Origin of the sequence: Micromonospora sp. NPDC047074 (assembly GCF_040643815.1) — a bacterium.
In the GTDB taxonomy this organism is placed as follows: Bacteria; Actinomycetota; Actinomycetes; order Mycobacteriales; family Micromonosporaceae; genus Micromonospora.
This window is the reverse complement of record NZ_JBEYVB010000067.1, coordinates 1-14514: the sequence shown is the minus strand read 5'-3', so window position 1 is coordinate 14514 and position 14514 is coordinate 1. Positions and strand designations below refer to the sequence as shown.

General features: G+C 73.2%; 17 protein-coding genes. 12 read left to right on the top strand and 5 right to left on the bottom strand.

Annotated features, from left to right (window positions below):
- The 3 genes from ABZ809_RS33930 to ABZ809_RS33920 form a co-directional block, all read left to right on the top strand.
- On the top strand, positions 1-206 hold a 206-nt coding region (locus tag ABZ809_RS33930; RefSeq protein ID WP_357566746.1), incomplete at its 5' end, for a RidA family protein.
- Positions 203-727 carry a 3-hydroxyanthranilate 3,4-dioxygenase gene (locus tag ABZ809_RS33925; protein WP_357566745.1) on the top strand — a complete coding sequence of 175 codons (525 nt, stop codon included), beginning with the start codon at positions 203-205 and terminating at the stop codon, positions 725-727. The genes ABZ809_RS33930 and ABZ809_RS33925, both read left to right, overlap by 4 nt.
- A gap of 20 nt (positions 728-747) precedes the next feature.
- Positions 748-1749, top strand: coding sequence for an amidohydrolase family protein (locus tag ABZ809_RS33920; protein ID WP_357566744.1), 1002 nt, complete (start codon positions 748-750; stop codon positions 1747-1749).
- 108 nt (positions 1750-1857) lie between these two features.
- On the opposite strand, the gene ABZ809_RS33915 is transcribed toward ABZ809_RS33920, so the two are convergent.
- Complete coding sequence (locus ABZ809_RS33915; protein WP_357566748.1) at positions 1858-2787, bottom strand: alpha/beta hydrolase; 930 nt, start codon at positions 2785-2787, stop codon at positions 1858-1860.
- 218 nt (positions 2788-3005) lie between these two features.
- Between ABZ809_RS33915 and ABZ809_RS33910 the strand changes: the two genes are divergently transcribed.
- The 3 genes from ABZ809_RS33910 to ABZ809_RS33900 all read left to right on the top strand — a co-directional run bounded on the left by ABZ809_RS33910 (position 3006) and on the right by ABZ809_RS33900 (position 5223).
- Complete coding sequence (locus ABZ809_RS33910; protein ID WP_357566743.1) at positions 3006-4469, top strand: amidase; 1464 nt, start codon at positions 3006-3008, stop codon at positions 4467-4469.
- Positions 4470-4541: 72 nt separating this feature from the next.
- Complete coding sequence (locus tag ABZ809_RS33905; RefSeq protein ID WP_357566747.1) at positions 4542-4829, top strand: hypothetical protein; 288 nt, start codon at positions 4542-4544, stop codon at positions 4827-4829.
- On the top strand, positions 4816-5223 hold the full coding sequence (locus ABZ809_RS33900) for a DUF5130 family protein (protein ID WP_357566742.1): 408 nt from the start codon (positions 4816-4818) through the stop codon (positions 5221-5223). Before ABZ809_RS33905 ends, ABZ809_RS33900 begins: the two co-directional genes overlap by 14 nt.
- A gap of 63 nt (positions 5224-5286) precedes the next feature.
- On the opposite strand, the gene pepN is transcribed toward ABZ809_RS33900, so the two are convergent.
- The gene (gene pepN, locus ABZ809_RS33895; protein ID WP_357566741.1) at positions 5287-7836 is read right to left on the bottom strand and encodes an aminopeptidase N; all 2550 of its coding nucleotides are present in this window, start codon (positions 7834-7836) and stop codon (positions 5287-5289) included.
- 213 nt (positions 7837-8049) lie between these two features.
- On the opposite strand from pepN, the gene ABZ809_RS33890 reads away from it, so the two are divergent.
- From ABZ809_RS33890 to ABZ809_RS33875, 4 genes are all read left to right on the top strand, one after another.
- On the top strand, positions 8050-8673 hold the full coding sequence (locus ABZ809_RS33890; RefSeq protein ID WP_357566740.1) for a disulfide bond formation protein DsbA: 624 nt from the start codon (positions 8050-8052) through the stop codon (positions 8671-8673).
- A gap of 178 nt (positions 8674-8851) precedes the next feature.
- Positions 8852-9334, top strand: a complete 483-nt coding sequence (locus tag ABZ809_RS33885; RefSeq protein WP_357566739.1) for a hypothetical protein — start codon at positions 8852-8854, stop codon at positions 9332-9334.
- 91 nt (positions 9335-9425) lie between these two features.
- The gene (locus ABZ809_RS33880; protein ID WP_357566738.1) at positions 9426-10628 is read left to right on the top strand and encodes a DUF1015 family protein; all 1203 of its coding nucleotides are present in this window, start codon (positions 9426-9428) and stop codon (positions 10626-10628) included.
- A 71-nt stretch (positions 10629-10699) separates the two neighbouring features.
- The gene (locus ABZ809_RS33875) at positions 10700-11167 is read left to right on the top strand and encodes a ribose-5-phosphate isomerase (RefSeq protein ID WP_357566737.1); all 468 of its coding nucleotides are present in this window, start codon (positions 10700-10702) and stop codon (positions 11165-11167) included.
- A 204-nt stretch (positions 11168-11371) separates the two neighbouring features.
- Here the strand turns inward: ABZ809_RS33875 and ABZ809_RS33870 are convergent, their stop codons facing one another.
- Complete coding sequence (locus ABZ809_RS33870) at positions 11372-11692, bottom strand: hypothetical protein (protein ID WP_357566736.1); 321 nt, start codon at positions 11690-11692, stop codon at positions 11372-11374.
- A gap of 182 nt (positions 11693-11874) precedes the next feature.
- On the opposite strand from ABZ809_RS33870, the gene ABZ809_RS33865 reads away from it, so the two are divergent.
- Positions 11875-12420, top strand: coding sequence for a hypothetical protein (locus tag ABZ809_RS33865; protein WP_357566735.1), 546 nt, complete (start codon positions 11875-11877; stop codon positions 12418-12420).
- A gap of 145 nt (positions 12421-12565) precedes the next feature.
- Here the strand turns inward: ABZ809_RS33865 and ABZ809_RS33860 are convergent, their stop codons facing one another.
- Positions 12566-12832: a hypothetical protein gene (locus ABZ809_RS33860; RefSeq protein ID WP_357566734.1), complete on the bottom strand. Its 267-nt coding sequence runs from the start codon at positions 12830-12832 to the stop codon at positions 12566-12568.
- Positions 12833-13024: 192 nt separating this feature from the next.
- Here ABZ809_RS33860 and ABZ809_RS33855 point away from each other — a divergent pair, with 192 nt between their 5' ends.
- Complete coding sequence (locus ABZ809_RS33855; protein WP_357566733.1) at positions 13025-13822, top strand: serine protease; 798 nt, start codon at positions 13025-13027, stop codon at positions 13820-13822.
- A 164-nt stretch (positions 13823-13986) separates the two neighbouring features.
- Here ABZ809_RS33855 and ABZ809_RS33850 read toward each other — a convergent pair.
- The coding region (locus tag ABZ809_RS33850) for an FAD-binding oxidoreductase (protein ID WP_357566732.1) at positions 13987-14514 on the bottom strand (528 nt) is incomplete at its 5' end.

Genomic DNA, 14514 nt, shown 5'->3' with positions numbered 1-14514 from the left:
TCGGCGCCGACCTCACCGACCTCGTCCAGGTCACCACCTACCTCGTCAACATGAACGACTTCGGCGGCTACAACCAGGTCTGGGCCGAATACTTCAACACCACCGGACCCACCCGCACCACCGTCGCCGTCCACCAACTACCCCACCCACACCTACTCATCGAAATCCAGGCCGTGGCCCTTCTTCCGTCAGGAGGTCAGTCGTGAGTGAGATCGCGGAGCCGTTCAGCTTCCCGGGCTGGATCGCGGAGAACCAGCACCTGCTCAAGCCGCCGGTCGGCAACAAGGAGATGTTCCCGGGCGGGGACGACTTCATCGTGATGGTGGTGGGCGGGCCCAACCAGCGCACCGACTTCCACGTCGACCCGTACGAGGAGTTCTTCTACCAGGTCAAGGGCAACATGCACATCAACCTGATGCTCCCGGAGGGGCCGCGTACGGTGCACGTGCGCGAGGGCCAGATGTGGATGCTGCCGCGCAACACCCCGCACTCCCCGCAGCGTCCCGAGGCCGGCTCCATCGGAGTGGTCGTGGAGCGGGTCCGCGAGGAGGGCACGCTGGAGAAGTTCCAGTGGTACTGCACCGAGTGCGGGCACAAGGTGCACGAGGTCGAGTTGCAGGTGCGGGACATCGCCGCCGACCTGCCGCCGGTCTTCCAGGCCTTCTACGCCGACGAGGCCGCGCGCACCTGCGGCAACTGCGGCGCCCTGCACCCGGGCAAGGGCTGATGCCCGCCGGGTCCGGGTCGGTGCGGCCTCCGGTCGTCGACGTGCACACGCACGTCGTACCGAAGGGGTGGCCGGACCTCGGCGCGGAGTGCGGCGGGTCCGACTGGCCCTGGCTGCGGATCGACTCCGAACGCGCAGCCATGATCATGGTGGGGGAGACGGAGTTCCGCCCGGTCGGGGCGGAGTGCTGGGACGCGCCGACCCGGCTCGGCGACATGGACGCCGACGGCGTGGACGTGCAGGTCGTCTCGCCCACCCCGGTCTTCTTCGGCTACGACCGCCCGGCCGACCAGGCGGTGAAGGTCGCGCGGATCTTCAACGACCTCACCCTGGAGGTCACCGCCGCAGGGGGCGACCGGCTGGTGCCGTTCTGCCAGGTGCCGTTGCAGGACCCGGAGGCGGCCTGCGCCGAGCTGGACCGCTGCCTGGGGGCGGGCCACGCCGGTGTGGAGATCGGCAACCACGTCGGCGACCGTGACCTGGACGACGCCGGGATCGTGGAGTTCCTGACGCACTGCGCCGAGGTGGGCGCGCCGGTCTTCGTGCACCCCTGGGACATGCCGGGCGGCCCCCGGCTGGACCGGTGGATGGCCCGTTGGCTCGTCGGGATGCCCGCCGAGACGCACCTGTCGGTGCTGGCGCTCATCCTCGGCGGCGTCTTCGACCGGGTGCCCGAGACGCTGCGGATCTGCTTCGCCCACGGCGGCGGCAGCCTCCCGTTCTGGCTGGGCCGCGCCGACAACGCCTGGCACCGCCGGGGTGACCTGGTCCGCGGCTCGTCCTCCGCCCCGCCCAGCTCGTACGTGGACCGGTTCTGCGTCGACTCGGTGGTCTTCTCCGCGCCGGCGCTGCGGCTGCTTGTCGACACGATGGGCGCCGACCGGGTGCTGGTGGGCAGCGACTACCCGTACCCGCTGGGGGAGCGGCCGGTCGGCCGGGTGGTGCACGAGGCGGACTTCCTGACCGGGGAACAGCGCGGGATGCTGCTCGGCGGCAACGCGCTGCGCTTCCTCGGCCGCTGACGACGGTACGCCGTCCGCGAGCTGCCGCCGATCCACCCTGCTACCGACGGTCCGGGCCGGTCGCCTGACACGACCGGCCCGGGACGAGCGCACGGACGACGGCCCGTCTCAGGAGTGCGGGCAGGTGTCCCGGTACTCCTCGATCGCCGTTCCCCGCGGGGCGGGGCAGAGAAACTGCTCGTAGCGGGTGTCGTCGTCGACGAACCGCTTGAGCCAGGAGATGCTGTACTTCGCCACCGTCACGTTCGACGAGGTGGGCGCGGAGTGGCTCGCCGCGTTCAACTCCAGGTACGCCTTGTCGAGGGTGGCCGGCAGGCTGGTGTAGAACGGCTCCGAGTGCGACGAGACGGGTGCCACCGAATCGTTCTCGGCGCCGACGACCAGGGTCGGTACGCGCACCGACGACCAGTTCTTGACGGTGTGCCAGCCGGTCAGCGGGATCGCCGCCTGCAACGTGGGCCGGGTGTTGGCCGCCGACAGGCTGCCCCCGCCGCCCATCGAGTGGCCCATCACGGCGAGCCGGTTCCGGTCGATCCGGGTGCGGACCGTGCTGCTGTTCGTCAGGTGGTCCAGGGCGGCCAGCAGTTGGCTGCCGCGGCTGGCCGGCTGGTCGTACACGGACAGGGTGTCGATGGTGATGACGACGAAGCCCTGCGAGGCCAGGCGCGGGCCGAGCCAGGCGACGCTGGACTGGCGCGCGGTGAAGCCGGGGGAGATGGCCACCGCGCCGAAGGTGCCCTCGGCGGTGCTGGTCGGGTAGTAGATCGTCCCGCCGCCGAAGCCGCTGACGGTGCCGGCGGCGACGGTGGTCTGCGCGATGGCGAACGGGCCGCGGGTGGCTTCGATGCTGGCCACGGTGGGTGCCGGCCCACGCTCGTACGGGTTGGCCGCGAGCGGCGTGGCCGGGGGCACGTCCCGGGCGCCGGCCGGTGCGGCGGGGGTGGCGGCCAGGCTCGCGCCGAGCAGGGCGAGAGCCAGCAGCGGCCGGGCGGCGCGCGTGGACCAGCGCCGGTCCGGGCGGGGGTGAAGGTCGGGTATGGGTTGCACGTCGGACGCTCCCCTGTGGCGGTGGAAGGTGACCCGGTCGCCGGGCCACCGATAGACATCGATCAACATTGATCTAAGTCAATACTCCGCACCCGGAGGCGGCGGGGAACATCCCGGTCGGGTCATGTCAGGGGGATATGGCGCCCGTCGCGGGACCGGCCCGGCCGTGTCGCCCGGCGAGCGGGGGCCGAACCAGGCAGGATGACGGGATGGCCGAGCCGCACGACCTGACCGCGCTGGAGCAGGCCGCCGCGATCGCCCGGGGCGAGCTGTCCAGCGTCGAGCTGGTCGAGCACCACCTGACGCGGGTCGACGCGCTCGGCGACACCGTCGGCGCGTTCGTCACGGTCACCCCCGAGGCGGCCCGCACGCCGGCGCGCGCCGCCGACGCCGTGCCGGCCGAGCAGCGTGGCCCGTTGCACGGCGTGCCGACCGCGATCAAGGACCTGACCCTCACCGCTGGCGTGCGCACCACCTTCGGCTCGGCGGCGTTCGCCGACTTCGTGCCGCCGGTGGACGCCGACGTGGTCCGGTTCATGGCGGCGGCCAGGCTGGTCAGCCTGGGCAAGACCACCACCTCCGAGCTGGGCTGTTCGCTCTACTCGGAGGGGTTGGTCGCGCCGCCCGCCCGCAACCCGTGGGACCTGGCGTACACCGCGGGTGGCTCCAGCGGCGGGGCGGCGGCGGCCGTCGCGGCCGGGCTGGTGCCGATCGCCCAGGGCTCCGACGGCGGCGGCTCGCTGCGCATCCCCGCGTCGCTGTGCGGCCTGGTCGGCTACAAGCCGAGCCGAGGCCTGGTCTCCGGCGGCCCGGTCGGCTCGGGCGGCTACGGCCTGCCCACCAACGGGCCCATCGGGCGGACGGTCGCCGACGTGGCGGCGCTGCTCGACGTGCTGGCCCGGCCGGTGCCGGGCGAGCCCTACCTGGCGCCCGCCCCGCCTCCGGGCGGCTGGCTCGGCGCGGCGCGGGCGGCCGACCCGGGCCGGCTGCGCGTCGGGCGGTTCACCGCGCCGATGCTCGCCGACGAGCCGGTCCACCCCGACTGCCTCGCCGCCGTGGACCGGGCGGCCGCGCTGCTCACCGCCGCCGGCCACGAGGTGGTCGACGTTCCCGCGCCGCTCGGGCCCGCTGTCTGGCCGCTGTTCGAGATCGTCTGGTACGTGCTGGCGCTCGCGCCCGTGCCGATCGAGCGGGAGAGCGAGCTGCTGCCGTTGACCCGGCACCTGCGCGCCCGGGGCGCGGAGATCTCCGCCGGCACGCTCACCGCCACGCTGGGTGAGCTGCAGGCCCAGGTGCGCCTCGGAGTCCGCCGCACCGCCGGCTGCGACCTGCTGCTCTGCCCCACCCTCGCCGCGCCGCAGGCGCCGCTGGGCTGGTTCACCGAGGGTGGCGACCCGGCGGAGGATTTCGACCGGCAACGCCGGTTTTCGCCGTACTGCGCCGTGTTCAACGTCACCGGCGATCCGTCCGTGTCGCTGCCGGTGGGCGTCACGGCCGAGGGCCTGCCCGTGGGGGTGCTGCTCACCGGTCGGTACGGCGACGACGCGAGGTTGATCGCCACCGCTGCGCAACTGGAGCACTCCAGTGGCGGATGGGATCGCCACCCCGCAATCTGGCGGGCCACCGGCTCCGCTAACGTGAATAGCAGCGGTGTCGGGAGGTCGGCGCCATGATCGTCCACCCGACCCGGATCTTAAGGTCTCTTCTTCCGCCTGGGGGCGTTGGGATTGTCTGTAACCGAGACGTTGCTGGTCTTCGTCGGCATCCCGGCGGCCGCGGTGCTGGTGATCGCCGGTCTGGCGTACGCCGGTAGCCGTGGCGGCGGCGGTGGCGGCGCCAGGCGCTACCGGCCGGGCCGGTCCTTCGACTTCACTCCGGTCTGGTTCCTGGGCCGGCCGGAGCAGCTGGCCGACTCGGCCGGCACCGCACTGGCAGCGGGCGCGCAGGCGCCGGCGCTGACCAGCCGCAAGCAGGAGCAGGCCGGCATCGAGGCGCCGGCCGGTGGAACCGGAGGCGCAAGTGACCGTTGGTGAGAAGCAGGCCGGGACGGGGAACCCGCCCGAGGTGCTGGACGGGCCGTTCTCGACCCGCCAGCTGCTGCGCATCGACGAGGCCCTGCGCCTGGCCGACCGGGGCACCGGCCTGGTCTTCTCGGTGTTCGTCGGCGGCCTCGACGAGCCGATCCGGGAGCACGCCGAGCGGCTGCACCGCCAGCTCGCCGAGCCCGACAACTCGGTGCTGATCGCGGTGTCGCCCAACCAGCGGCAGCTGGAGATCGTCACCGGCCGGCGCGCCCGCAAGCGCATCCCGGACACGTACGCCCGGCTCGCCGCGCTGTCCATGGTGGCGGCCTTCGGCGGCGGCGACCTCGCGGGCGGCATCATCAACGGTCTCGACCAGCTCGCCAGCCACGCCGGCCGGGGCTGAGCCCGTAAGCACCGAAGCCCGGTCCGCGCCATGCGGACCGGGCTTCGTCGTGCCGGGGCGACGTCAGGCGCTGGCGCCGTCCTTCGCGCGGGCCCGCAGGGCGCGGACGACGCCGTCGCGGCCCTCGGCCACGAGCCGGCGCAGCGACGCCGGGTGGCCGTCGCCGGCCAACCACGCGTCGGTGGCGGCCACGGTGTCGTCGTCCACCAGGTGCGTCGGGTACGCCAGCAGCGCGAACTCCTGCGCCGGCTCGCTGTCCCGGCTGGCCCAGACCTGGGCCACCGTGGCGAAGTACTTCTCCCGGTAGGGCGTCGACAACTCGAGCTGCGCCGGGTGGACGAGGCCCTGCAACAGCGCCCGGTTGCGCCAGTTCGGCAGCGCGTCCGGGCCGGTCAGCTCGGCCCAGACGGCGGCCTTGTTCTCCGCCGTCGGCACCAGCGCGTGCGCGTACGCGGCCTCCCGCTCGCCGCTGGCCGTCCGGTCGCCGGCCAGTTCGGCCTCGATCTCGGCGGGACCGGCCGCGCCGTTGGCGACCAGGGTGTCCAGCAGCGCCCAGCGCAGCTCGGTGTCGATGGCCAGGCCGGCCGGGACGTCGGTGCCGGCCAGCCAGCCGCGCAGGACGGCCAGGTCCTCGGCGGACCGGGCCGCCGAGGCGTACGCGCGGGCCCAGGTGAGCTGGAAGCCGCTGCCTGGTTCCGCCGCCGTCAACGCCGTCCGCGCGGTGCGGGCCAGCTCCGCCCAGCCGGTCGGCGCCCAGGCCGGGTCGGCGTAGAAGACGAGTGCCGTGGTGGCCTGGCGCAGGGTCGCGTTGACCAGGTTGATGTCGGCCTCGGCGGGCAACCCGGCCAGCACCAGCGCCACGTAGTCACGGGCCGCGAGTTCGGAGTCGCGGGTCATGTCCCAGGCAGCCGTCCAGCACAGCGCGCGGGCCAGCGACGACTCCAGGCCGGCGATGTGCTGCACCACGGTGGCCATCGACCGCTCGTCGAGGCGCAGCTTGGTGTAGGTGAGGTCGTCGTCGTTGAGCAGCAGCACGTCGGCGGCGGGCACCCCGCTCAACGCGGTCACCTCGGTCCGCTCGCCGGTGACGTCGACCTCGTGCCGCTCGCGCCGGACCAGCCGGCCGTCGGTGAGGTCGTAGAGGCCCACCCCGATCCGGTGGGTACGCAGCGTCGGGTGCGCGGCGGGCGCCTCCTGGTGGATCACGACCCGCTCGTAGCTGCCGTCCGCGCCGATCGTCAGCTCCGGCCGCAGGGTGTTGACCTGCGCCGTCTCCAGCCACTGGGCGGCGAACTTGCGCAGCTCCCGGCCGGAGGCCGCCTCCAGCTCGGAGAGCAGGTCGTCGAAGGTGGCGTTGCCCCACGCGTGCTTGCCGAAGTAGGCCCGCAGGCCGGCCACGAAGGGCTCCTCGCCGACGTACGCGACCAGCTGCTTGAGTACGCTCGCGCCCTTGGCGTAGGTGATGCCGTCGAAGTTGACCTCGACGGCCTCCAGGTCCGGCATCTCGCAGTAGACCGGGTGGGTGGAGGAGAGCTGGTCCTGCCGGTAGCCCCAGTTCTTCCGGATGGACAGGAACGTCGTCCAGGCGTCGCCGAACCGGGTGGCGTTCGTGTTGCACCAGTGGCTCGCCCACTCGGCGAACGACTCGTTCAGCCACAGGTCGTTCCACCAGCGCATGGTGACCAGGTCACCGAACCACATGTGCGCCAGCTCGTGCAGGATCGTGTTCGCCCGCTGCTCGTACTCGTAGTCGGTGACCTGCGAGCGGAAGATGTAGTGCGCCTCGGCGTGCGTGACGCAGCCGAAGTTCTCCATCGCGCCGGCGTTGAAGTCGGGCACCCAGAGCTGGTCGTACTTCGGCAGCGGGTAGCGCACGCCGAACTTCTCGTGGAAGAAGTCGAAGCCCTGCTTGGTGATCAGGAAGAGGTCGTCCGAGTCGAGGTACTGCGCCATCGAGGCCCGGCAGAACGCCCCGAGGTCGATGCCGTCGTGGGTCTCGCGCACCTCGTGGTACGGCCCCGCGCAGAGGGCGGTGATGTAGGTGCTCATCCGCGCCGAGGTGGTGAGGTGGACCGTCTTGAGGCCCTCGCCGGCCGCCTCCTCGCGCTCCACCGGCATGTTCGAGACCACCTTCCAGTGGCCCGGGACGGTGGCGTGCCAGGTGTAGACGCTCTTCAGGTCGGGCTGGTCGAAGCAGGCGTAGACGCGCTGGGCGTCGGCCGTCTCGAACTGGCTGTAGAGGTAGGTCTCACCGTCGACCGGGTCGACGGTGCGGTGCAGGCCCTGCCCGCTGTTCGAGTACGCGAAGTCCGCGTCGACCAGCAGCGTGTTGTCACTGTCGAGTCCTGACAGCGTCAGGCCCTTCTCGGCCGACCAGTCGCTCAGGTCCACCGGGGCGCCGTTCAGCGTCGCCGACCGCACGGAGTCGGCGGCCAGCTCGATGAAGGTGCTCGCGCCGGGCTCCGTGCACCTGAACCGGACCTCCGTCGTCGAGCGGAAGGTGCGACCCTCGGCCGCTTGAGGGGCGGACGAGAGGTCCAGAGTGATGTCGTACCCGGTCACGTCGAGCAGTCGGGCCCGCTCGGTGGCCTCGACCTGCGTCAGATTGCGCACTCCCGGCACTGTTCGTCTCCATCCCGTTCTCGCCGGACGCCCTGGTGGCGTCGTCATCGACCGCTCGTGACGGCCGGATTCGAGTCTTCCATGCACGAACGCCCTGTGGTGGGCGAGGTCACGCTCTCATTCCGGTGCCGGGCGACACCCGGCGGGGTGAAGATCGGGCAAGGCGCCGGGAGGCCGGCGCCACCCGTCGCGAAGGGACTCACCGTGAGCGAGCGTGCCGCCGTAGACATGTTCTTCGACCCCCTCTGCCCGTGGGCCTGGATCACCTCCCGGTGGCTGCTGGAGGTCGAGCAGGTCCGGGAAGTGGACATCCGCTTCCGGGTGATGAGCCTGTCGGTGCTCAACGAGGGCCGGGAACTGCCCGAGCAGTACCAGGAGCTGATGCGGACCGGTTGGGGCCCGGTGCGGGTCTGCATCGCGGTGGAGCAGCGGTACGGGCAGGACGCCGTCCGGAAGCTCTACACCGCGCTCGGCACCCGGATCCACCTCGGGCAGGAGAAGATCTCGCCGGAGCTGTTCGTGGCCGCGCTGGCCGACGCGGGGCTCGACCCGACGCTGGCCGACGCCGCCGAGGGGGCCGGCTACGACGAGGCGCTGCGGGCCAGCCACGAGGCCGGCATGCGCCCGGTCGGCACCGATGTCGGCACTCCCGTGATCCACGCGCCCGGCCCGGACGGCGGCACGGTGGCCTTCTTCGGCCCGGTGATCACGCCGGCCCCGAAGGGTGAGGCCGCCGGCCGGCTCTGGGACGGTGTCCTGCTGGTCGCCGGCACCCCGGGCTTCTACGAGCTGAAGCGCTCCCGGGAGCTCGGACCCATCTTCGACTGACAGCGAGGCGGCAGGGGGTCGCGTCGGATCCCACCCGGTTCCCGACACGACCCCTTGAGCGTCGGGGGAGGTGCCGGGTGGGGCGGGCGTCACCAGGGCGGTGACGGGATCGTTGGCCCCGGTGTCCGCCGCAGCGACCCGCAGGGCCGCACACCCGCAGCTCGTGGAGGCAGTTCCGATGGCAAAGCACCGTGCGTCCGGTGACGATCCGTCGAGCCGGGAGGGGGTGACCGGAGGGCCGGACACGGCGTACTGGTCGGTCGACGACTCCCGCTGGCCGGCGGTCCGCCCCGACCTGCCCGCTCACATGGTGGACCTGCTCGCCCCGCCGATCGTGGTCGGTGTCGCCCGCGTGCCGGTCACCTCCCGGCTCACCCCGCCGGCTGAACGCCGGCCCGGCACGCCCGCCGAACCCCGGCCCACCCCGCCGGCCGAACCACGGCCCACGACTCCCGCCGGGTCCGTCCCGCCGACCGGGCAGCAGCCCACCCCGCCGACCGGGTCCCGGCCGGTGCCGGCAGAGCATCGGGCCGGCGCGCCGACCGGGCTGCGCAGGATCCTGTCCGCCGGGCCGGGCGCGCCGGGCCGCCGACCGGGTGGCGCTCCCGCGCCGGCAGGCCGGCACCGCCGCGGGTCGGGCCAGCCCGACCGCACGTCCTGAACCTGGCATTCCGCCCGTAGCTCTTTCAACTGGTGGACGCCGAGCGGGTCCCGCATCGGCGGCACCGCCGTCGCCGGTAGCGTCTGCGCACATGACGGTCGTGCATCCGATCGCCCGGGCCTGGATCACCACTGGCGGCACCGGCGCGCAGAACTACGACGAGTTCGCCGACGACGCGGAGATCACCGCGATCATCGAGGCGAACCCGCACAGTGCTCTCGGCATCGAGATGCCGCACCGGGCGCCGGAGAGCCTGGGGAAGTCCTTCCTCGACGCCCTGCCGGACGCGGTGACCCGTCTCGCCGAGGCCAAGGCCGACGGCAGCTACACCCCGGCGGAGCAGGTCGTGGTCCTCTACCGGATCAGCGCCCCCGGTGAGGAGAACGCGTACGGCCTCTTCGCCATGGTCGACACCGACCAGATCTCCACCCGGGCCGACGAGCCAGGCCTGGTCATCCGCAACGAGGACGTCTTCATCGCCAAGGTGCGGGAGCGGGTGGCCCTGGCCGAGGCGCTGGGCCACCTGCTGTCGCCCGTACTCCTGCTCCAAACCGGGCGCGGCGACGAGCTGCACGCCGCCCTCGCGGCGGCGAGCGACGCGGCCGGCGCCCCGGCCGCGACCGACACCGACCAGGCCGGGCGCACCCACGCCATCTGGCTGGTCGGGCCCGGCCCGCGCCAGGACGAGCTGACCGCCCTGGCGGGCGGCGGCGAGCTGGTCGTGGCCGACGGCAACCACCGCAGCCTGGCCGCGCAGACCGGCGGTCTGCCGCGTTTCCTGTCCGTGATCACGACGCCGGCGTCCGTGGCGATCCAGCCCTACAACCGGCTGGTCAGCGAGCTGACCACCGCCACCGCCGACGAGCTGCTCGACCGGCTCCGCGCCACCGGCGCGGAGGTCACCCCGATCGACGGCCCGGTCGAGGTGCCGGCGACCGGCGGCACCGTCCACCTCCGCCTCCCCGGCCGGGGGTACGCGGTCGCCCTGCCGCACATCGGCGACAACCGGTTGGAGAACCTGGACCACGCCCTGGTCGAGCGGCTGCTGCTGCGCGACGCGCTCGGGCTGGACCCGGGCGACAAGCGGATCACCTACGTCGGCGGCGACTACCCGGCGAGCTGGCTGACCGGCGAGGTCGACGCGGGCCGGGCCGAGCTGGCCGTGCTGATCGCCCCGGTGACCGTCGACGACTTCGTGGCGGTGAACCTGGCCCGGGAGAAGATGCCGCGCAAGAGCACCTGGTTCACCCCGAAGGCGCGCGGCGGCCTGGTGGTCGCCGAGCTGTCCCGCTGAGTTGTGACGAATCCGCCTCCGGGGCGCCGCCCGCGCGTCGTCCCGGAGGCGCGCCTGACAGACTGCGCGGTATGCGCGTCTACCTGGGATCCGACCACGCCGGTTTCGAGCTGAAGGTGCACCTGGTCAACCACCTGGCCAAGCAGGGGTACGACGTGGTCGACGTCGGCCCGCACGGCTACGACCCGGACGACGACTACCCGGCCTTCTGCCTGCACACCGGTGACCGGGTGGTGGCCGACGGGGGCAGCCTCGGGGTGGTCATCGGCGGCTCGGGCAACGGCGAGCAGATCGCCGCGAACAAGGTGGCCGGCGTCCGGGCCGCCCTCGCCTGGAGCGTCGACACCGCCCAGCTGGCCCGCGAGCACAACGACGCGAACATCGTCGCGGTCGGCGCCCGGCAGCACACGCTGGACGAGGCCACCGCCATCGTCGAGGCGTTCCTGACCACGCCGTTCTCCGGCAACGAGCGGCACGCCCGCCGGATCACCCAGATGGCCGACTACGAGACCACCCGCCAGCTCCCCAGGCTCCCCTGACCACCCCTCGGCCTGGCAGCCCGTCTGTCGACCTGGCTGCTTGGCCGGTGTGGCTGTGTGGTCGCCTGGCGTAGATCTTGGACGGATCAGGCCCCCACAGGGGCCATTTCTCGCCAAGATCTGCGGCGGCGGCGGATCGTGCGGCGGCGGCGGATCGTGCGGCGGTGGGGGATCGTGCGGCGGTGGGGGACGCGGGGCAGGTCGTCAGCGGCGGGGTAGGTCCTCGCGCGGTGTCCAGTTGCGGCGGATGATCATCACCCGCTCCTCGGCCTCGGCCAGGTCCTGCTCCGTGGGGCGGGCGGCGTCGCGGGCCCGCATCGCGGCCGTCACGCTCACCTGGGACGAGCCGGGCCCTACCAGCCCGCGCAGGCCGCGTTCGCCCTCGTCACCTGAGCCGCCCCGGCGGCCGCGTGGCGGCTCGGGGCTGTCGTGCACCCCGCTGGTCGCCGCGTTCGGCCTCTCGGCCCCGCCCGCATCTCCGGTCGGGTGCCGTAGCCGGCGCCGGCGTCGTTCCACGTCCCCCATCAGCAGACCGTACCGCCCCGGGACGACCGGCGCCGGCCCCCGCCCGCCACCCGGTCGGGCAGGCGCGGGGCCTCGGCGACCCGCCCGTGCGCCCCTCCGGGATCGGCGGACGGTTTGCCGGCTGGCTACCCTCGAAACAGACGGCGGCCGGTGGTCGCCGTCGGTCCAGGGGAGGGGACGAGATGGTCGACCAGACGCAGCCGTGGGCCGAGCGGACCGTCGAGGTACCGCCGCAGCCCGGTGCCGAGGTGCCGCCGCAGCGCGACCCGTACCGGCGGGGGGTGGCCTCGGTCGGGCAGTCCCGCACGTCGCGCACCGAGCCGTTCCCCGTCGTCGAGCACGAGCCGACGGGCACGGGCTGGCCGGACGCGCCGGCCCCGCGCCGTCCGCTGAGCTGGCATGTCGAGCAGTTGAAGCGCGGCGGCGAGTGGAGTGCCGCCGGCGGGCTGTTCGCCTTCGTCTGCTGGGGGATCTGGGCCATCTCGGGCGGCGGCGATCTCGCCGGCCCGTTCCTGATCTTCCTGCTGAGCCTGCTGGTGGCCGCCGGCCTGTTCGCGTTGGCCCGCCTGCTCGGCCGGGTGGTGCTGGAGCGGCAGTTGGGCCGGGTGCGGCGCAGCGCGCGCGGGGCGCACCTGGTGACGGCGGTCTTCCTGGCCGGTCTCGGGATCGCGTATCTCCAGCAGACCGAGTGGGTCGTGTCGGCCTGGAACTGGATCAGCAACAACTGACCGTACGCCCGGGCGGGCCGGCCTGTGCCGCCCGCCCGTGCGCCCGGTCGCGGCGTGTCGCGACCTCCGGTCGTTCCACCAGATCGCCGGCTGCTTACCCGGCCCGCCGCGGTTCATCCGCGCCCGGCCGGTGCTGACCGGCAGGTCAGTGCTTTCCGCCGTGGCTTTCCGCGTCCGCCTTCGGAGAGGCCACCCGGGCCGCCGGGTCCTCGACGCCGGGTTCCCCGCCGTCCGGAGCCACCATTCCGTCGTAGTTGTAGACCGTGCCGTCCTCGCCGTGCTGCTTCGTGGTCCGGACGTAGCGGTGCATCATCCCGTCGATCTCCACCTCCAGGAGGGCGTCGCCGCCCGTGTCGATGGAGCTGCCGTCGCGGGGGCCGCCAACGAGGTGTGCCTTCGTGTTCGTATCCATGCCAAGGCCCTACCCGGGCGGTCCTGGTGCAAAACGGGCGGCGTCCGGTGGGACGGTCAGGTCGCGCCGGGCCACGGTATGACCGACGCGGGATGTGTCGGGCCATTGCCAGCCATCGATATATATCCATAGGCTCCCGCCATTGGTTGCCGGTGCGTCGTCTCGGCGCGCCGCGAGGTTCGGGAGGCTCCCATGGTTCGTTGGCGCACACTCGTCGGCCGGCTGGCGGTCGCGTTGGTGGCGGTCACCGCCGGTTCGCTCGTCCTGGCCGCTCCGGCCGCTGCCAAGCCCGCGTCCGACGTGACGCCGAACGTCGTGGGTGGGACGCTGGCCGCGCAGGGGGAGTTCCCCTTCATGGTCCGGCTCTCCATGGGCTGCGGTGGCTCGCTCTACAGCCCGCAACTCGTGCTGACGGCTGCGCACTGCGTCGGCGGGACCGGTGCGAACACCAGCATCACCGCCACCCTGGGCGTCGTCGACCTCCAGTCGTCGAGCCGGATCCAGGTGCGCTCCAACTACGTCTACCGGGCACCCGGGTACAACGGCACCGGCAAGGACTGGGCCCTGATCCGGCTGGCGACGCCGGTCACCACGCTCCCCACGCTGAAGATCGCCACCAGCACCGCGTACGACAACGGCACCTTCACGGTCGCCGGCTGGGGCGCCACCCGGGAGAACGGCGCGCAGCAACGCTACCTGCGCAAGGCGACCGTGCCGTTCGTCAGTGACGCCACCTGCAACTCGTACTACGGGGGCGACATCATCCCGAGCGAGGAGATCTGCGCGGGCTACGCCAGCGGTGGCATCGACACGTGCCAGGGGGACTCGGGCGGCCCGATGTTCCGCCGTGACGCGAGCAACGCCTGGATCCAGGTCGGGATCGTGAGCTGGGGCAACGGCTGCGCCCGTCCCTCCTACCCCGGCGTCTACACCCAGGTGAGCTACTTCGCCCCGGCGATCGCCTCGGCCGCGGCGAGCCTCGGCGGCTGACCCGGAAGGGGCCCGGGGGTCCGGCCGGCTCGTCCGGCCGGACCCCCGCGTGCTGCGCCGATCGGGAACCGGCGCCGTCGTCCCAGTCCCGGCGCTGTCGGGAGGCGCGACCGGCTCGGCCGCACCACGGCCGCCGACCGACGTAGCCGCGGCGCGGGGTCGGATCAGGCGAAGCGGGTCGGGGAGAAGGGGGCGGGGTCGACGGGCGGCGGGGCGTCGACCGCCAGGGCGGCGAGCAACGCGCCCGCCGCGGGCGAGGTCTGGATGCCGTAGCCGCCGAGCCCGGCCATCCAGAGGAAGCCCGGCGCGTCCGTCGCCGGGCCGATCACCGGCACGTCGTCCGGCGCGGCCGTCCGCAGCCCGGCCCAGACCCGGTGGACCCGGCGGATGTCCAGCGTGGTCGCCTCCCGGACCCGTTCGACGGCGATCGCCACGTCGAGGTCGTCGGGGCGGGCGTCGCCGGGCGGCGTCGGGGTGGTGTCGCACGGGGAGACCAGCAGGCGTCCCGACTCCGGTTTGAAGTAGAAAGTGTTGTTCACGTCGCCGACCATCGGCCAGTGCGTCGCGGGGTCCCCGGCCGGGGCGTCCACCAGGAATGCGGTGCGGCGCAGCGGGGTCAGCCCCACCGGTCGTACGCCGGCCGCCGTCGCGACCTCGTCGGCCCAGGCGCCCGCCGCGTTGACGACGACCCG